This is a genomic window from Sphingobium tyrosinilyticum (genome assembly GCF_042654265.1).
Classification (GTDB): Bacteria; Pseudomonadota; Alphaproteobacteria; order Sphingomonadales; family Sphingomonadaceae; genus Sphingobium; species Sphingobium tyrosinilyticum.
On sequence record NZ_JBHSFZ010000022.1, the window covers coordinates 1 to 17,021 of the forward strand.

15 protein-coding genes and 1 pseudogene are annotated in these 17,021 nt (G+C 58.7%); 12 read left to right on the plus strand and 4 right to left on the minus strand.

What is annotated here, in order from left to right; all coding sequences use genetic code 11:
• Window positions 1–101 precede the first annotated feature (101 nt).
• The 3 genes and pseudogenes from ACFO3E_RS10710 to ACFO3E_RS10720 form a co-directional block, all read left to right on the plus strand.
• Window positions 102–404 (plus strand): annotated as a pseudogene (locus tag ACFO3E_RS10710) (zincin-like metallopeptidase domain-containing protein); the annotation flags it as partial.
• Window positions 401–649 carry an RNA polymerase subunit sigma gene (locus ACFO3E_RS10715; protein WP_380804615.1) on the plus strand — a complete coding sequence of 83 codons (249 nt, stop codon included), beginning with the start codon at window positions 401–403 and terminating at the stop codon, window positions 647–649. The pseudogene ACFO3E_RS10710 and the gene ACFO3E_RS10715, both read left to right, overlap by 4 nt.
• Window positions 650–709: 60 nt before the next feature.
• Window positions 710–1,639 (plus strand): HEPN domain-containing protein, encoded by a 930-nt coding sequence (locus ACFO3E_RS10720; RefSeq protein WP_380804618.1) that lies wholly within the window; start codon window positions 710–712, stop codon window positions 1,637–1,639.
• A gap of 15 nt (window positions 1,640–1,654) precedes the next feature.
• Here the strand turns inward: ACFO3E_RS10720 and ACFO3E_RS10725 are convergent, their stop codons facing one another.
• Genes ACFO3E_RS10725 through ACFO3E_RS10735 form a run of 3 tightly spaced genes read right to left on the minus strand, consistent with a single transcriptional unit; the run spans window position 1,655 to window position 2,406 of the window.
• Complete coding sequence (locus tag ACFO3E_RS10725; protein WP_380804620.1) at window positions 1,655–1,822, minus strand: hypothetical protein; 168 nt, start codon at window positions 1,820–1,822, stop codon at window positions 1,655–1,657.
• 19 nt (window positions 1,823–1,841) lie between these two features.
• A complete protein-coding gene (locus tag ACFO3E_RS10730) occupies window positions 1,842–2,174 on the minus strand; it encodes a conjugal transfer protein TraD (RefSeq protein WP_380804623.1) in 333 nt (110 codons plus the stop codon).
• Window positions 2,080–2,406 (minus strand): conjugal transfer protein TraD, encoded by a 327-nt coding sequence (locus ACFO3E_RS10735; RefSeq protein ID WP_380804626.1) that lies wholly within the window; start codon window positions 2,404–2,406, stop codon window positions 2,080–2,082. Before ACFO3E_RS10735 ends, ACFO3E_RS10730 begins: the two co-directional genes overlap by 95 nt.
• Before the next feature lie 172 nt (window positions 2,407–2,578).
• Here ACFO3E_RS10735 and traA point away from each other — a divergent pair, with 172 nt between their 5' ends.
• The 9 genes from traA to ACFO3E_RS10780 all read left to right on the plus strand — a co-directional run bounded on the left by traA (window position 2,579) and on the right by ACFO3E_RS10780 (window position 14,816).
• Complete coding sequence (gene traA, locus ACFO3E_RS10740) at window positions 2,579–5,428, plus strand: Ti-type conjugative transfer relaxase TraA (protein WP_380804628.1); 2,850 nt, start codon at window positions 2,579–2,581, stop codon at window positions 5,426–5,428.
• A 286-nt stretch (window positions 5,429–5,714) separates the two neighbouring features.
• Window positions 5,715–6,809 carry a GDP-mannose 4,6-dehydratase gene (gene gmd, locus ACFO3E_RS10745; protein ID WP_380804630.1) on the plus strand — a complete coding sequence of 365 codons (1,095 nt, stop codon included), beginning with the start codon at window positions 5,715–5,717 and terminating at the stop codon, window positions 6,807–6,809.
• A complete protein-coding gene (locus ACFO3E_RS10750) occupies window positions 6,793–8,334 on the plus strand; it encodes an oligosaccharide flippase family protein (protein ID WP_380804632.1) in 1,542 nt (513 codons plus the stop codon). The genes gmd and ACFO3E_RS10750 overlap by 17 nt, the downstream gene beginning before the upstream one ends.
• Window positions 8,335–8,355: 21 nt before the next feature.
• Window positions 8,356–9,141, plus strand: a complete 786-nt coding sequence (locus ACFO3E_RS10755) for an FkbM family methyltransferase (RefSeq protein ID WP_380804634.1) — start codon at window positions 8,356–8,358, stop codon at window positions 9,139–9,141.
• A complete protein-coding gene (locus ACFO3E_RS10760; protein WP_380804637.1) occupies window positions 9,138–10,187 on the plus strand; it encodes a glycosyltransferase family 2 protein in 1,050 nt (349 codons plus the stop codon). Before ACFO3E_RS10755 ends, ACFO3E_RS10760 begins: the two co-directional genes overlap by 4 nt.
• Window positions 10,188–10,194: 7 nt before the next feature.
• Entirely contained in the window at window positions 10,195–11,166 is a 972-nt protein-coding gene (locus ACFO3E_RS10765; protein WP_380804639.1) for a GDP-mannose 4,6-dehydratase, read from the plus strand.
• A gap of 3 nt (window positions 11,167–11,169) precedes the next feature.
• Window positions 11,170–12,411 (plus strand): class I SAM-dependent methyltransferase, encoded by a 1,242-nt coding sequence (locus tag ACFO3E_RS10770; protein WP_380804642.1) that lies wholly within the window; start codon window positions 11,170–11,172, stop codon window positions 12,409–12,411.
• Window positions 12,412–12,586: 175 nt separating this feature from the next.
• The gene (locus tag ACFO3E_RS10775; protein ID WP_380804645.1) at window positions 12,587–13,888 is read left to right on the plus strand and encodes a glycosyltransferase family 2 protein; all 1,302 of its coding nucleotides are present in this window, start codon (window positions 12,587–12,589) and stop codon (window positions 13,886–13,888) included.
• Window positions 13,866–14,816: a glycosyltransferase family protein gene (locus ACFO3E_RS10780; protein WP_380804647.1), complete on the plus strand. Its 951-nt coding sequence runs from the start codon at window positions 13,866–13,868 to the stop codon at window positions 14,814–14,816. The genes ACFO3E_RS10775 and ACFO3E_RS10780 overlap by 23 nt, the downstream gene beginning before the upstream one ends.
• Before the next feature lie 73 nt (window positions 14,817–14,889).
• Here the strand turns inward: ACFO3E_RS10780 and ACFO3E_RS10785 are convergent, their stop codons facing one another.
• Entirely contained in the window at window positions 14,890–16,668 is a 1,779-nt protein-coding gene (locus ACFO3E_RS10785) for a hypothetical protein (RefSeq protein WP_380804649.1), read from the minus strand.
• Window positions 16,669–17,021 lie beyond the last annotated feature (353 nt).

The following is a 17,021-nucleotide window of genomic DNA, read 5'->3' on the forward strand; positions in this document are numbered from 1 at the left end:
AGATGGAGCTGCACCCATGCCCACATCGTGAACCTCAAACCGCAAAGTGGGGAATTTTACTTTGCCCGTTCTGGGGAAAATTACTGTGCCGTTGACACTCCATCAACTGGTATCGCACGGTCCTGCATGAATTGGGTCACTGGACTGGCCATCCCAGTCGGCTTAGCCGCGATCAGAGCGGTGCGTTCGGGTCAGCACTTTATGCTAAAGAAGAGCTGGTCGCCGAGATGGCGAGCGCCTTTACCTGCGCATCGCTCAGCATCCAGCCCACCGTTCGGCACAGCGACTATATCGGCGCATGGCTTGCCGTGCTCCGGGCAGACGAGCGGGCGATCTTCTGTGCCGCGAGCGCTGCTTCGAAGGCCGCCGACTATCTGCTGGCATTCGAAGGGCAGGCGTCATGAGCGGCGATCTCGCCTTGCGTGTTTTCCTGCGGCGCGGACGCCGTGCGCTGCGGCGGATGACCGATCTGCAGCGCGCCATCTTCTTCGATGTGCGCATGGAAGGTTTGACCCATGATCAACTGGCGGAGCGTCATGGTATTACCGCGACCCAAGCCGAGGCGGAATTTGCCGCCGCGCTGCGCATCTACTTGCGCACCCTGCGCGGGCCTGAGCCATGGTGGCGCAGGCTTTCCCACCGTCTGTAACAGCCCCGTTACGCCCGATGGCTTGCCATCGGGCGGCGGCTCCTACAGGGTAAGCATCTGATGCGTAGCGATCTTGATCATCTTCCTGCCACCAAGCAGCGTGAACTCGAGCGCGTGCGGCAGATCATCTTCGAGGAATTCGAGGATGCCTTTGCGCTCTCGCGCCATGAGTGGAAGAAGGCGGGCCGGATCCTCAAGGTGATCCTCTATGGCAGCTATGCGCGCGGCACCTGGGTCGATGAGCCGCATACCGCCAAGGGCTACAAGTCGGACTATGATCTTCTCATCATCGTGAGCGACAAGCGGCTCACCGACCGCGTCAAATATTGGGCCAGGCTCGATGATCGGCTGATTCGTGAATATGGCCTCACCGGCAGCATCAAGACCCCGGTCAACTTCATCGTCCACACCCTGCAGGAGGTGAATGACGGCCTTGCCCATGGCCGCTATTTCTTCATGGATGTCGCCAAGGACGGCATCGCGCTGTACGAGTCAGAGCCCAGCGAACTTCACAAGCCGCAACCCAAGACGCCGCATGCCGCGCTGGAGATGGCCAAGGAATATTTTGACGACTGGATGCCGAGCGCATCTGGTATGTTGGAGACAGCCAAGTTCAGTCAGCAGCAGGGGCGGTTGCGGGATGCGGCCTTTCTGATGCACCAGGCGAGCGAACGGCTCTATCACTGCGTTCTATTAGTCTGCACCTTCTACACGCCACATGTTCACAATCTGGCGTTCCTGCGTACGCAGGCCGAGCGGATTGACCGGCGGCTTTGCCATGTCTGGCCGAGCGACAATCGCCAGCAGCGCGGCCGGTTCGAGAAGCTGAAAGAGGCCTATGTAAAGGCCCGTTACTCCAAACATTATCGCATCACCGAGGAAGAGCTGGCATGGCTCGGCGAACAGGTCGAGGAACTCGGCCGCGTCGTACACGCCATCTGTTCGGAACGCATCGCCCAGCTCGAGCAGACCGCGCGGGACGCTGGCTGAGGACCTGCGCGTCGGTCAGGCCGCTCTGCCAATCTCCTTGCCCAGTGCGTCAGCAATCATCGCCGCGAGCGTCTCTTCGGCGCGGGCGCGCGCAGCGGCATCCTTCGCCACCAGATCATGCCTGATCCACTGCGGCGCGCGCTCCAGCACGCCAAGGATGATCGCTTTGGCCTCTTCAGTCATGAGTCCAGCCTATGGCCGGTCAGTCCTGATCCGGCAATGTGTCAGCAGCAAACATGCGTTGCCCGCGCCTCCGCCAGAGCATCAGCAACCTGTCGCGCTCCCCGGTCCGCAGGCGGCTTGCCGCTTCGCCGAGAAGTCCCAGGATCACGGCTCGATCATCATCAGTAAGCGCGACGAGATCCGCCTTCATCACAAGCCCGCCGAGCTCGATCAGATGCCGGGTGCGCTCGCGCCGCTTCACCTGCCACTCTCGGTGATCATACCGTGCCGCTCGCGCCTGCAGCCGGTGGCGCGCGATCGTCACTCGGCGCAGCGCTCCCCGGCTTGTCGCCAGCGCCGCTGCCAGATTCATCGCGCTTTCCTGAAAAGAAGGCCGCGCCCCGTTTGCGCCACGCCTCCCGCTTCACGCTGTCGGTCGTCGTGGCGATCGCCAACAGCGCACCGGCGAGCTCCTCGGCGCTCAGGCTATCGGCGCCGGTCGTCATCACCAGTTCGCCCAGCTGGCTCTGCTTGCGGGTCTTCAAAAGCCGAGCCTTGTCGGTCAGGGCCTTGAGCTCGGCGTCGAAGTCTCTTGGCTTGCGCATGGAGTATGTCCTTCTTGTGAACGGAAGGACATGTCAGTTATCGCTGCTCTCGATCAGCGGCAATGCTCTGGAATTTCCTGAGATCGCCGCTTCCCGAGAGTGATGAAATCTTTCGAGGGCGCGCTTATACGTCGTGCCGACGTGCTGCTTTGGCGGTAATTGGTAGGCCGCCATGGCGATCTACCATTTCTCCGCCAAGATCATTTCCCGCGCTGCGGGCTCCTCTGCCTTGGCTGCGGCGGCCTATCGCTCGGCTTCACGCCTGCATGACGAGCGGCTTGGCCGGCATCATGATTTCTCCAACAAGCCAGGCGTCGTGCACAGCGAGGTGCTGCTGCCCGAAGGCGCGCCGGAAGAATGGCGGGACCGGGAGCAGCTGTGGAACGATGTCGAGGCGGCCGAACTGCGCAAGGACGCGCAACTGGCCCGCGAGGTGGAGTTCGCCATCCCGCGCGAGATGAGCCAGGCAGAAGGCATTCGCCTGGCGCGCGACTTCGTCGAACGGGAATTTGTAAGCCGGGGCATGGTCGCTGACCTCAATGTCCACTGGGATGTCGCGCCCGATGGCAGTCCCAAGCCCCATGCCCATGTGATGCTCTCTTCACGCGAAGTGACGCAGGAGGGGTTTGGCGCCAAGGTGCGCGACTGGAACCGGACCGAGCTGCTCACCCACTGGCGCGAAGCCTGGGCGGAACACGTCAATCAACGCTTGGCCGAACTCGATATCGACGCGCGGATCGATCATCGCAGGCTGGAGGCCCAGGGGATCGATCTTGAGCCGCAGCACAAGATCGGCCCGGCTGCTTCGCGGATGGCAAGCCAAGGCCATGACAGCGAGCGGCTCGAAGAGCATCATGCCATCGCCCGCACCAATGGCGAGAAGATCCTCGCCGATCCGAATATCGCGCTGGATGCCATCACGCATGGACAGGCGACCTTCACCACTTGCGACCTCGCCATGTTCGTGCATCGGCATAGCGAGGGAAAGGAGCAGTTCGATCGGCTAATGGGGGCGGTGAAGGCGTCGCCCGATCTTGTCGCGCTGGGCAAGGATGGGCGTGGCGATGAACGCTTCACCTCGCGGTCCATGCTCGAGATCGAGCAGCGGCTTGAGCGTGGCGCCGCCGCGCTCGACGCGCGCCGCCACCATGGCGTCGCGGCGCGTCATGTCGATCGCGCGCTCGCACGGGCAAGCAGACGCGGGCTGGACTTGTCAGCAGAACAGCGCGGCGCGCTCGAGCATGTGACCAGCGCGAACGGGCTTAGCAATGTCATCGGCTATGCCGGCGCCGGCAAGAGCGCGATGCTGGGGGTGGCTCGCGAAGCCTGGGAGCATGCGGGCTATGAGGTGTATGGCGCAGCGCTCTCGGGCATTGCTGCTGAAAATCTCGAAGGTGGCTCTGGCATTGCGTCGCGCACCATCGCCAGCCTCGAGCACCAATGGGCGCAGGATCGCGAACTGCTGACCGACAAATCCGTCCTCGTCATTGACGAGGCCGGGATGATCGGCACGCGGCAGTTTGAGCGGGTGATCAAGGAAGCGGAAAAGCGCGGCGCGAAGGTCGTGCTGGTCGGTGATCCCGAGCAGCTGCAGGCGATCGAGGCGGGGGCCGCGTTCCGCTCGGTGGCCGAACGGCATGGCAGCGTGGAGATCGGCACCATCCGCCGCCAGAGCGAGGAATGGCAGCGCCAGGCGACACGGGCGCTTGCCACGGGACGGACGGGCGAGGCGATCGACGCCTATGACAAAGCGGGGCATGTCCATGCGGACGAGACGCGGGACGACGCACGGCGCGAGTTGATCGATCGCTGGGATAGGGATCGGGGTACCGAGCCAGGGGCCAGCCGTATCATTCTCACTCATACCAATGACGAGGTGCGCGCGCTCAACCAAGCAGCGCGCGAGCGGCTGCAGCGTGCTGGCGGGCTGGGCGAGGAGATCGAGCTCACCGTCGAGCGCGGGACACGCAGCTTTGCTGCAGGTGATAGGGTCATGTTCTTGCAAAATGAACGCAGCCTTGGGGTCAAGAATGGAACCCTCGCCACCGTGCAGAGCGTCAGCCAGGCGCGCATGGCGGTGATGCTGGATGATGGCCGGAGGGTGGCGTTCGACCTCAAGGACTATGCCGCGATCGATCATGGCTATGCCGCCACCATCCACAAGGCGCAGGGCATGACGGTGGACAAGGTGCATGTGCTCGCCACGCCAGGGCTGGACCGTCATGCCGCCTATGTCGCGCTGTCGCGGCATCGCGGCACGGTCGATCTCCATTATGCCCAGGATGACTTTGCCGATCGGGGCAGGCTGGTGCGCACGCTGAGCCGCGAGCGGGGCAAGGATATGGCGTCCGACTACACACAGGCGCGCGATCCGGAGCGGCAGGCAGCGGCTGGCAGGTCGATCGCTGCTCCGGGAGGAAAAAGGCTCGGCGCCGATCCTCCAGAGAGGCCTGAGCAGCAGCCGGATATGATACAGGTGCGGGATCGCGCCATTGCGCGTCACGCCCGCGCCGTTCAGATGATCTACAACATGCAGGATCTGGGGCTCGGCCTGTCAGCGGATGAAGCGCGGGAGCTCGACGATGCGCGCAAGGGGCTGAACGACCTGCGGCCCAAGGCTGCCCTCGATGCCGAGACAGCCTATGCGCGCAACCCCGCCCTCGCAGCCTCAGCAGCGCGCGGCGACACTGAGCCCGCGCGCGCCGCTATTCTCCACGAAAAGGAGGTGCGGACCAATCCGGAGCTGCGCGCCGATCGGTTTGTCGAGCGGTGGAACCGCTACTCCCGCGCTGCCGAGCGGGCCTATGTGGAGGGCGATTATGAAAAGCGCCGTACCTATCAGGATAGCATGCGGTCGATGGCGACATCCCTCGAGCGCGATCCGCAAATGGAATCGATACTGGCCAGCCGCAAGCGAGAACTCGGCATCTCCATCGACAGTGGCCGCAGGCTAGGGGCAGAACTGGCGCTCAACCATGGCATTGATCTTGGGCGAGGACGAGGACTGAACATCGGGATGTGATGTGAGGCGATGCGGTCAGGAGCCCCGCACGCTTCATTGCCGATGGGATGGTCAGGACAATTCTGAGTGAGCCGTGGTTTACGCGGAGCAGCCTGATTGAAAAGCTATTTTTACATGGTTTAAAATAGCGCGCGAACAGGTCGTGCCTTAGTGTTAGGATAAATCCTGCGGGCGCGGTTGTTTTCTCAATCTTTTTTCTTGCGGCTAAAGTTCGTTAAGAAGTTATGGTTAATTTGGCCATCGCTTCGAAGCCGAACGAGCAATGAGGGTACGCAAGGGGAACGTCATGCAGAAGAATGGCAAAGTTGCATTGATCACCGGTGTGACGGGTCAGGACGGAGCCTATTTGTCGGCACTTCTGCTGTCCAAAGGTTACATCGTTCATGGCATCAAGAGACGTGCGTCACTCTTCAATACGGTGCGCATCGATCATCTTTATCGCGACCCTCACGAAGAGGATGTCCGGTTTTTTCTGCACCATGGCGATGTGACTGACTCAAGCAATTTGATCCGAGTTATCCAGCAGGTACAGCCCGACGAGATCTATAACCTAGCCGCGCAGAGCCATGTCGCCGTTTCGTTCGAGGAGCCGGTCTATACGGCTAATTCTGATGCGCTGGGTACATTGCGCCTTTTGGAGGCTATAAGAATTCTTGGTCTGGCTAAGCGCACTCGCTTTTACCAAGCATCCACTTCCGAGTTGTTCGGTCAAGTACGCGAGACACCCCAGACAGAACAGACACCTTTCTATCCACGCTCGCCCTATGGCGTGGCGAAGCTATACGCGTATTGGATAACTGTAAATTACAGAGAGGCCTATGGCCTCTACGCGTGCAACGGTATTTTGTTCAATCACGAGTCTCCCCTACGCGGAGAGAATTTCGTTACGCGAAAAATCACTCGGGCACTGGCGCGGATAAAGCTCGGTCTTCAGGAGACGCTTTATCTCGGCAATTTGAGCGCCAGACGGGATTGGGGACATGCGAAGGACTATGTCGAAGCCATGTGGCGCATGCTGCAGCTCGACGCGCCAGAGGATTTCGTGATCGCCACTGGAGTCCAACATAGCGTCCGCGACTTTGTCACCGCAGCGGCCGCCGAACTCGGTATCGTGATGCGTTGGGAAGGCAAAGGGCTGGAAGAAAAGGGATATGATGAAAAGGGCCGCTGTCTGGTTCGAGTAGATCCCCGCTATTTCCGCCCGGCTGAGGTTGAAACCCTGCTGGGCGACGCGGCGAAGGCTCGCAAACTTCTGGGATGGAGCCCGGCAACGTCCTTCGACAATCTGGTTCGCGAAATGGTCCTGGAGGACCTTAGGACGGCGCAGCGGGACCAGTTGGTCAAAAGACATGGCTTTCAGGTTCATGACCATCACGAATAAGCAGGCACCAAGATTGGGGTGGAACTTCGCTGCGGGGGTCGCCAGTACAGCGTGGACAGCGATCGTCACCATATGCACGGTGCCGCTCTATCTCCACTATCTGGGGATGGAAGCGTACGGTTTGATCGGCTTCTATACCGCGCTCCAAGCGATGTTTGCCGTTCTCGATCTGGGCCTTTCACAGTCGATCAATCGGGAAGTCGCGCGCGCCCACAGCGAAGATGAGCGCGCGCGCGCCCGGGACCTGCTCCACACGCTGGCTTTTGGGTACTGGGCAGTTGCGTTCGCGATTGCGATTGGGATGTGGGCCGCCGCGCCATTGATTTCAAAACATTGGCTGAGCGCATCCACCGACACAGGCACGCTTTCCAACGTGATTGCGCTCATGGGATTCACGGTCGCCTGCCGTTTTCCTCTCTCCCTCTATCTCGGCGCCTTGATGGGCGCTCGCCGCATGGGTTTGGCCAGCGCGATCGAGATCATCATGGTCGCCGTCGCAAATCTGGGTGTCGTCGGCATCTTGGCCAAGGTCTCCCCCACCCTCGAGGGGTTCTTTCTCTGGCAGGCATTGGTAGCGATGATCAACATCCTGCTCGTCAAGGCGATCGCTTGGCGAGTTCTCGAAGGCGGAGGTACGCGACGGCCCCGCTTCGACATGACCGGTGTACACCGCATCTGGCGTTTCTCAGCCGGCTTGGCTGTAACGGCGATCTTAGGGGCGATGTTCGTGCAGAGTGACAAGGTGGTGCTCAGCAAGATTGTGCCTCTCAGCGATCTCGGACGCTATACTTTAGCGAGCATCGTGGCGCGGAGCCTCTACGTTCTAACGGCTCCTGCGTTCAGTGCGGCTTATCCGCAGATGGTATCGATGCACGCCGGCGGTCGCATCGAGGAGATCGCGCAACTCTACCGGCTCGGAACACGGCTGTTAATGGCGGTGCTATTCCCGGCAGCCATCTTCCTGGCGGTGTTCTCGACCATGATTTTCACCCTTTGGACCGGGAATCCGGAACTTGCGAAGGGCTTGTACGCCATAGTAGGCCTCCTACTTCTGGGCACCGCGCTTAATAGCGCAATGCATTTTCCATACGCGCTGCAATTGGCATTCGGGCAATCCAGCCTGCCTATGATAATCAACATCATTTTGATGGCGGTGTTTGCCCCACTCCTCATTCTGTTGTCCCTACGCTTGGGCATCTTAGGTGCGGCGGCAGCATGGGCGATCCTCAACACACTCTATCTGTTCTTGGGCACGTGGCTCACGCATCGAAGGCTGTTGCCGGGCATAGGGATGCGCTGGCTCGGTAGCGACGTAGGCTTCCCTCTGTTTGCAAGCCTAGTCATCGTTGGTGGCGGCGGCTTGGGTTTACAGTCGGTGGGCCTGCCTGCTCCAGCCGCTGCTGCGATCGGCCTGCTTTTGGCTGGCCTTACTTTTTTGACGATCTTCCTCTCAACATCCGGCATGGCGGAGTTCGCGCGAAGCATGTTCGTGTTGCGGGCACCGCCGCTGAGTGCGAAGGCATAGGCCATGGGGGGCACATGTGCGATGTACTATTCTCAGTTCGGTGAGGACCGTCTCCTGGACAAGCTGTTCCAAGGTAAACGTCAAGGCGTCTGCATCGAGGTTGGCGCCAACAATGGAGTCGACGGGAGCACGACCCTGTATTTCGAAGAAATCGGCTGGAACTGCATCTTGGTCGAGCCCAACCCAGCCTTGTGTCGGGCAATACGCGCGAGGAGAAAGGCTCAGCTGTTTGAATGCGCCGCCTCTAGCGTCTCAGGAAGTGCGATTCTTCATGTGGCCGTCGGCGCTGAGCAGTCTCACGCCGTCTCCGCGCTTGGAGATGAACGGAGGTCAGCGCAGATCCTCAAGGAGCATGGTTTCCGAACCGAACCCGTTGAGGTGCCCCTGCGCCGGTTGGATGACATTCTCGATGAAGCTGAACCAGCAGCCGATATAGACTTCATCTCGATAGACGTCGAGGGCCATGAACTCGAACTGCTTAGGGGGTTCTCGTTGGATTGCTGGCGTCCAAAGGTTCTAATTGTCGAGGACAATTCGTCGATGTGGGAGACGTCGGTGCGAGATCATCTCAAGGCTCATGGGTATGTCCGCTTCCGGCGGACGGGCGTCAACGACTGGTATGCGCATGTCTCGAACCTGGCGCTAACGAGTTTCCGGCGGCGGATCGCCTATTACCCTTCTATGATATTCGGCAGGATGCTGATGGCAGTGCTAAAGGCGATGACGCCCATCGCGCCCCTATTGCGACGCTCTCCAGCGGTAGTTTTCGTCAGAGATCTCCTCCTTGGTCGACGGAAGCGGGCATGATGCAGCTAACGATCTGCATCGCGACTTACAACCGCGGTGCCTTCATTGGTGAGACGCTGGATTCTATCCTCCCGCAGCTCCGACCCGGCATCGAGGTTGTGATTGTTGATGGCGCCTCGCCGGACAACACCGCGGCAGTGATCGCTCCCTACCTCGAGCGATCTTCGGCTGTAAGATATTTTCGTGAAACCGAGAACTCCGGTGTTGATGGCGACTATGACAAAGCAGTTAACTATGCGGTCGGTCGACATTGCTGGCTCTTTCCAGACGATGACCTGTTAGCAGCAGGTGCGCTCGATCGTGTCCTCGAAGCCTTGGAAGGTGGCGCAGTCGATTTGCTTATAGTAGATGCCGAGGTGCGCGACCGAACTCTCAGCCGTACATTGCAGTCTAGCCGCCTCGCGTTCAGTGGGGAGCGCCGCTATGGTCCGGAGGATGCGGAAGCTCTTCTGGCGGACGCGGGATACTGTTTGTCGTTCATCGGCGGAGTCATCATCCGCAGGCACTCATGGATATCGCGATCGAGAGAGCCCTATCTTGGCTCCTTGTTCATTCATGTCGGGGTGGTTTTTCAGGAGCGCGGCATAAGGCTGGCGAAAGTCCTGGCCGAACCGCTGGTAATGATTCGTGCCGGCAACGCCATGTGGCGGGCGCGGGGATTTGAGATCTGGGCCTTCAAATGGCCATCGTTGATCTGGAGTTTCGAAGGGTACTCGGATGCAACAAAGGCAAAGGTGACGCCGAGCGAGCCTTGGCGGCGGTTTTGGTGGTTATTGGGCTATCGGGCGCTTGGTGCATACTCGCGCTCTGAATATGATCTCTATTTCGCCCACACACTTTCCCGTTCTGAACGCTTCGTTCCGCGCCTGATCGCAATCTTCCCCGGGCGATTGGCTAACCTGATCGGAGTGGCTGTACTAGCGCTGGTCGGGAAGGGAGGGGGAGCGGTGGCATACGATCTTGTTGCCGCCAGTCGCTTCTCCAATATAGCAAGCCGTTTTTTGACCAGCTTCTGGTTGGGCCGGTTGAAGCGGCCGCTCCCATGATCCAGCTATGACGACCCGATGTGCAATCATAACTGGTATCACCGGACAGGACGGTTGGTACCTTTCGCAGTTGCTGCTGCGACAGGGCTATAAGGTCATTGGAACGACGCGCGATTTGCGCGGCGCAGATGGACAAACCCATTCGGGCGTCGATGTCGTGCAGTGGGACATGAAGGACGAGGCTGCGCTCGCTGCGCTCCTGCAAACGGTACGACCAACAGAAATTTACAATTTCGCGGCCTATGCATCGGGAGCAGCGATGTACGAGGAGCCTGTTGGTATCGGTGACATAAACGGGTTGGCTGTCGCTCGCATATTGGAGGCAATCCGCAGCACCAATCCCTCCATCCGCTTCTGTCAGGCGTCTAGCAGCGAATTATTCGGGGAGCCGCTAGAAAGTCCCCAATGTGAAAACACGGCCTTTCGGCCGCGCAGCCCTTATGGCGCGGCGAAGCTTTATGCGCATGAAATGGTCGGCATTTATCGCCGTCGCCATGGTCTGTTTGCCGTCTCGGCCATTCTCTTCAACCATGAGAGCCCGCGACGTGGATCTGCGTTCGTCACCGGGAAGGTTGCTGAGGCGGCTGCGCATATCAAGACCGGACTTGCGCAGGAACTGATATTGGGCAATCTCGATGCGCGGCGGGACTGGGGATTCAGCGGCGACTATGTGCGCGCGATGTGGTTGATGCTGCAGGCGCCTACGGCTGACGACTATGTGCTCGCCACGGGACAAAGCCATTCGGTCCGGGAATTGTGCGATGTGGCCTTTAAACGCGTCGGCCTGGACTATCGATACTATGTCCAAGAGGGCGAAGACGCCTTCCGGCCTACTGAAATCGTGCCGCTCGCTGGCGATGCGTCCAAAGCGAGGGAACGTTTGCGCTGGGCGCCCGAAATAGATTTTGCGAGCATGGTCAACATGATGGTCGACGCCGAGTTGGAGCGGCTCGATCAAACCAACGATAAGCCGAGGTAAAAAATGTTCACCCAAATTACGCGATGCAGGATCTGCGGCAACTCTCATCTCGAGCGCGTGCTGGATCTTGGTGAGCAGGCGCTGACCGGCGTCTTTCCTCGCAGCAGGGAACAGAAGGTCGGAAGCGGTCCCCTGCGACTCGTTAAATGCGTTGGCGACGTTAAGAGCGCCTGTGGCCTGCTCCAGCTTGAGCATAGCTATGCTCTCAGTGAGATGTACGGCGAAAATTACGGCTACCGTTCAGGCCTGAACGCCAGCATGGTTGCTCACCTTAACAGCAAGGTGGAGCGGATTTCGCGCCAGGTGTCACTTGAGCCAGGTGATCTGGTTATCGACATCGGAAGCAACGATGCGACCACCCTCAAGGCCTATACCCAAGCCGGGTTGCAACTGGCTGGGGTAGATCCGACAGGCTCCAAATTCCGGGAATATTATCCGCCACATGTCGAGTTGATCCCTGAGTTCTTTTCGGCCGAACTTATCCGGGCGCGATTTGGCGCCCAGAAGGCCAAGGTGGTGACCTCGTTTTCGATGTTCTACGATCTTGAGGCGCCGATGTCGTTCATGGCCGAGGTCGGCGAAATCCTCGCCGATGATGGGATCTGGGTATTTGAGCAGAGCTATATGCCGAGCATGCTGGCGACCAATTCCTTCGACACGGTCTGTCATGAGCATCTCGAATTCTATGCGCTCAGACAGATCCAGTGGATGGCAGAGCGTACGGGGCTGAAGATCGATGACGTCGAGTTCAACGATGTGAACGGAGGCAGCTTCTCCGTCACGGTGCGCAAATCTCTCAAAGAAGAACCGCAGAATGGCCTTGTAACCCGTATACTCCACGATGAGGCCGCAGCTGGCTTGGACGGCTTGGCTCCATTCTGCGCATTTGAGGATCGGGTCGAACGCGCCCGCGAGACGGTCAGCGCGTTTGTTGCCGATGCTCGAGCAGAAGGTAGGAGCGTCGCAGGTCTTGGCGCCTCGACGAAAGGAAATGTGCTCCTGCAATATTGCGGGTTCACTGCTCAGGATATTTTCGCCGTTGGCGAAGTGAACTCCGATAAATTTGGCTCCTTCACCCCGGGCTCACTCATCCCAATCCTTTCCGAACAGAAGTTGCTGGAACAGAGCCCTGATTATCTGCTGGTGCTGCCGTGGCATTTCAGAAGCTTTTTTGAGCAGTCCCCCGCATTCGCCGGGCGCACCTTGGTATTCCCGCTTCCGGAATTTTCGATCGTTGAACGGTAGCTCAACCGCTCAATAGGACGATTTAAAGGCTGACAGACCGCGTTCATCACCGCTGCTTGAGAAGGTCCCCTACGATCGTTTGAGCCTAACTATCCATTAACCATTTCTTTCGATCTATCATTCATTATGATGCTGAACGCTAGCAACTTGCGTTCGTCGGGACAGGGGTGCTGAAATGGGGGATGTAGGATCAGTTCTCGGAGCGGCCCATCGCCCCTTTTCGGCCGGGCATCAGCCGACGGAGCAGGGCTGCGATCCAGAGGTCGAACTGTCGATCGTCATCCCGTGCCTGAACGAGCGCGAGAGCCTTCCGCACTGTATCGCACAAGCCTCACGCGCAATTAGCTGTCTGGCGAACCTTCACGGGCTGGTCGGCGAAATCCTGGTTGCTGACAATGGTTCGACCGATGGCAGCCAAGCTCTGGCGGAAGCCATGGGCGCTCGCGTTGTGCCCGTGGTGCGCCGCGGCTACGGCGCAGCACTCATCGCCGGTTGTGAAGCCGCTCGAGGACGATATCTGCTGATGGGTGATGCAGATGGTAGCTATGACTTCACAGAAGGCGTCCCCATGATCGAGCGACTGCTCGATGGAGCAGATTTGTGCATCGGCTCGCGCTTCAAGGGCGGCATTGCGCCTGGCGCGATGCCGTGGAAGAACCGCTACATCGGTAACCCCGCTCTGACCGGAACGCTCAATCTGCTCTTCGGTACAAAGATCGGCGACGCCCACTGCGGATTGCGCGCGATCAGCAAGAAAGCATTTCAGAAATGCGGATTGACATCCACGGGCATGGAGTTTGCCAGTGAGATGATCATCAAGGCGTCCCTCAAGCAACTCCGTATAGATCAGACGCCTGCAACCCTGTCACCCGACCTGCGCAGCCGTGAGCCGCACCTTCGCCCGTGGCGTGACGGCTGGCGACATTTGCGATATTTGCTGATGCTCAAGCCGACCCGCGTGTTGGGCTTGCCCGCCCTGATCGCACTGACGGCGGGTTCCATGTTGTTGGTGGGATCTAGCGCGGAATATTTTCTGCCGGGAACAGTGCCGCAAATTGGTTCCTACTGGACTTTGCTTGGTTCCACATTGGTGGCGTCGGGGCACATGGCCTTCATCATGACGTTGATCGGCTGCCTGTGCGGTATCCATGCAGGATACCAGCCATCGAGGTTGTTCACTCGACTGATTACCCGATTCACCAACTTCGAAGGCATGTTGCTCGTCGGGTTCGCTCTTATAGCTGCTGGGCTGATGATATTGATCTCCGTCGCGGTCGGATGGGTCCAGCGAGATTTCCAGTCAACCAATTCCATTCTGCCCCCCGTCCTGGGAGCCCTGTCGATTACGCTGGGCCTCCAAACGGCACTAGGCGGTTTCGCCCTTGCGATTGTCGGCGGGAATGAGGCACATTTCTTTCGAGATTTCCTGAACGGAAGCGCCAAATCTGCGCGCGATGACCATGACACCTTGGCTTAGCGTCATCATTCCCGTCCACATGGGCGCACAATTTCTGCCCATGACGCTGGCCAGCGCGGCGGCCGAGAATCCCGCCGGTGTCGAGTTCCGCATCTATAATTCGGGCGACGATAATGGGGCTGCGCGGCGCGCTGCTGCCCCCTTTTTCGGCCGTATGAACATCATATGGGAAGATGTACCAGATCTCCTGCCGTGGACTTCCAAGACCAACAAGGGCGTGCACGACGCAGGCGCCCCTCATGTGGTCATGCTCCATCAGGATGACCTGTGGCTACCTGGTCATTTGGATGCCGTTCGGACCGCGCTGCAGTCCTGGCCTGACGCAGTCATGTCGATTGGGGCCTCGCGCTTCGTCGCGGCCGAGGGTCGCCTGCTGGGGCACTGGCGGCTACCTTTTGCTGCCGGCCTCCACGAGGGGGCGTCACTGCGAGATACTTTGCTGGTACAGAACAATATCGCGATCCCAAGCCCGGTCATTCGGCGTGAGGCTTGGCTCGCAATCGGCGGAATGGAGGAAGCCCTCTGGTATACAGCGGATTGGGATCTCTATCTGAAGATCATGAAGTTAGGAAGGGTTGGGGTTCGAAATGCCGTTACCACAGGGTTTCGGATCCATGGAGGGTCGCTGACAATAAAGGGCAGCCGTGATCCAGCCGCTTTTCTAGGCCAATTTAGAGTCGTGTTGAACAATCACGCTGATGCTTTCGAGCAGCTCTCTTTGGCTAACAAGAACAAGGTCCGTGCATCCATCGCTGTGAATTGTGCGCTGGCCGCTGCCTCTTGTGGCGATTTCTCGGGCCTGCTGCCTGCGCTCATTGAAGTTGTGAAGCTGGGTCCAGTTGGTGCAGCTATCTACCTTCACAAATCACGGATTCTTGACCGCCTGCGCCCGCGGCTCGACCTCGGTCGGAGACTCATGAAGGCGTGATGATGGCCGCAGCGGGACCTCTTTATCGCTCGTCGGACGGTGACCTTGACCATAGGAACCAGTCCCCGAACGATCACGAGATCAATTTAATCTTGCATCCCGCCTTGATGAACGGCGCTTTGATTTCATATAGATTCATGCTGGCTAGACGCTCGGGCTTGTTACCAAAATAGGACCATGTTGGAGCGTAGAACGCATCCGTCCCGAACGCCATTGTCCCCCCGGCCTTGCATATACGCCGGGCGAGCAGATGTGCATCTTCAATGTCTTCAAATCCAAGTCGGAGGGGCCGATTGGAAAGGTCAGGGCGGTTGAGCACAAGGTCGTGCGTCAACGGGCCATCAGTCGCCTTGATGAGGAAGTAGTCCGCGCCGCTTTGCTTGATTTTTTCACTCATCAGCGCGAACGGGGCATAACGGGCATGTGCCATCCATGCCTGAGCCGGCAAAAGGATCAATAAGCTGGCCGCGCAGGCTCGGAGCATGATCGGCCGCAACTCCTCATGGCGGATCACCAGTGTCTGCCAGCCAAACAGCGCCAGCAGCACTGCATTTCCAAGGACTCCATGAAGATATCGATAGCCAAAACCTATTCCCTGGTAGGGTAGAATGACGGCGATCACCACAATGGGCAGCAGGAAACTAGCTGCCAAGGCAGCAGCGAGCCGATTCTGGCGCACAGCGCGAATGCCGACCGTCATCAAAGGAATAAGGAAAAGATGCTGCCACGTGCAGAACCGCAATATGTTCGCCGCTGTTAGCGTCGGATTGGCTATCGACAGGGAAAACACCTGAGCAATTCTGGACAGATAATCTGTCCCCGCAGCAGCTGTTATCGATGCAGGACCTGCTACGAGGCTATGGATGAAGATCGGCCAGGAGAGCCAGAAAATACCTATGGCGCCATAGCTGAGCGCAAAAATGGCAAACCTTTGCCACCGGCGCTCAAACAGAGGCAGTAACAGAAAAGGCGCTACAAACATGGGGTGGAACAGCGGCTGATGCAGCCCTGTTGCTATGAACCCCACCAGGATCGCTAATCCGTCGCACGGACGACGATCAGCTAAAAAGAGCCGCAACCAGAACAGGTTGAAGAACAGATGGGCAGGCATGGCATAGGCCGTCATACCTGTAATCACGAATTGGCCGGATCCGAGCAGAAGCAGCACGGCGATGGTGGGCACCTCCCGGTCTGCTGGCCAGATGCGTTGAGCGATGCTCCAGATTAGCAGCAGCGAACCGGCCGTCAGCAAAGGTCCGGTGAGCGCGGGGTCGGCGATGCTGCCGACGACCGCCCGCAGCGCTGCATTGAAGGGGAGATATGCCGAAACCCAAGCGGCCGGGTTCCCGACCGGAAGCATGAATTCCAAGTTTAGAGCTGATGCATCCTTTTGCCATTCAGCAGCCAGTGGCCAGGCAAAGCGGCCATGCGAGAATATCGCAGCATCGAAATTCGCCATCTGCTCATCGCGGCTAAGATCATAGTCCATGAGGAGAAGGCGGTGCCCGAGATAGCACAAGGTCACCAGCGCAAGGGCTATAAGTAAGGTATGCGCGTCACGAAGCTGCAATTCCCTCGGCATGGGACGGGCTGAGATAAAAAGCGGAACGGACAGAAACAAGAACGCTTCAAGCAACCAGAGATCCTGCTGTACCAATAGCTTTGTTGTCACCCAGAAAAGCCGAACTTGAGGGACGAATAAAGCGATGGCGAAAAGTACAACCATCGCCATCAGGCACTGGACAGCGATCCGCAGGAGCAATTGGGGAGCCGCTTGCTGTTGCGGTTCAACTGGCGCTTTTGTGTCGCTGATCGTAAGACTCTTATCGATCCATAAGCGGATGTTGCGCATCTCTAAAGGCCTCGGCTTCTTGCGTCGTTCCGCTTAATATCTCGCGTATATTAAGTATATGCCAAAGCGCTCTAAACCGTGCTGATCCCTCTCTTGTCCGAGTTAGAGGCTGATGCGACATCGACGCACGCGTCAGAGTCAATCTCGCCGGGGTCGTAAGTCATGTCATTTACCCTGACATGCTGAGAGGTTAGAGCGGAGGACCAACTCGGGGGCATACTTTCGTTATCAAACGCTGCTCACCTGTGGACTCTAGCGCACAGTCTTAGGGCCTGAAAAATGCGAGAAATACCTATGATTGAAGGTGCTGGGTTATTCTCCGGTGCCGACCACAAGACAGGAAAAAATCGGCG

Bases quoted from the DNA above. Each gene is read 5' to 3' on its own strand.
- ACFO3E_RS10780 (WP_380804647.1), top strand. From the start codon at position 13,866: ATGACCATGACACCTTGGCTTAGCGTCATCATTCCCGTCCACATGGGC.
- ACFO3E_RS10730 (WP_380804623.1), bottom strand. From the start codon at position 2,174: ATGAATCTGGCAGCGGCGCTGGCGACAAGCCGGGGAGCGCTGCGCCGA.
- ACFO3E_RS10760 (WP_380804637.1), top strand. From the start codon at position 9,138: ATGATGCAGCTAACGATCTGCATCGCGACTTACAACCGCGGTGCCTTC.
- ACFO3E_RS10715 (WP_380804615.1), top strand. From the start codon at position 401: ATGAGCGGCGATCTCGCCTTGCGTGTTTTCCTGCGGCGCGGACGCCGT.
- ACFO3E_RS10750 (WP_380804632.1), top strand. From the start codon at position 6,793: ATGACCATCACGAATAAGCAGGCACCAAGATTGGGGTGGAACTTCGCT.
- ACFO3E_RS10785 (WP_380804649.1), bottom strand. From the start codon at position 16,668: ATGCGCAACATCCGCTTATGGATCGATAAGAGTCTTACGATCAGCGAC.
- ACFO3E_RS10720 (WP_380804618.1), top strand. From the start codon at position 710: ATGCGTAGCGATCTTGATCATCTTCCTGCCACCAAGCAGCGTGAACTC.
- ACFO3E_RS10755 (WP_380804634.1), top strand. From the start codon at position 8,356: ATGTACTATTCTCAGTTCGGTGAGGACCGTCTCCTGGACAAGCTGTTC.
- gmd (WP_380804630.1), top strand. From the start codon at position 5,715: ATGCAGAAGAATGGCAAAGTTGCATTGATCACCGGTGTGACGGGTCAG.
- ACFO3E_RS10735 (WP_380804626.1), bottom strand. From the start codon at position 2,406: ATGCGCAAGCCAAGAGACTTCGACGCCGAGCTCAAGGCCCTGACCGAC.
- ACFO3E_RS10765 (WP_380804639.1), top strand. From the start codon at position 10,195: ATGACGACCCGATGTGCAATCATAACTGGTATCACCGGACAGGACGGT.
- ACFO3E_RS10725 (WP_380804620.1), bottom strand. From the start codon at position 1,822: ATGACTGAAGAGGCCAAAGCGATCATCCTTGGCGTGCTGGAGCGCGCG.
- ACFO3E_RS10775 (WP_380804645.1), top strand. From the start codon at position 12,587: ATGGGGGATGTAGGATCAGTTCTCGGAGCGGCCCATCGCCCCTTTTCG.
- traA (WP_380804628.1), top strand. From the start codon at position 2,579: ATGGCGATCTACCATTTCTCCGCCAAGATCATTTCCCGCGCTGCGGGC.
- ACFO3E_RS10770 (WP_380804642.1), top strand. From the start codon at position 11,170: ATGTTCACCCAAATTACGCGATGCAGGATCTGCGGCAACTCTCATCTC.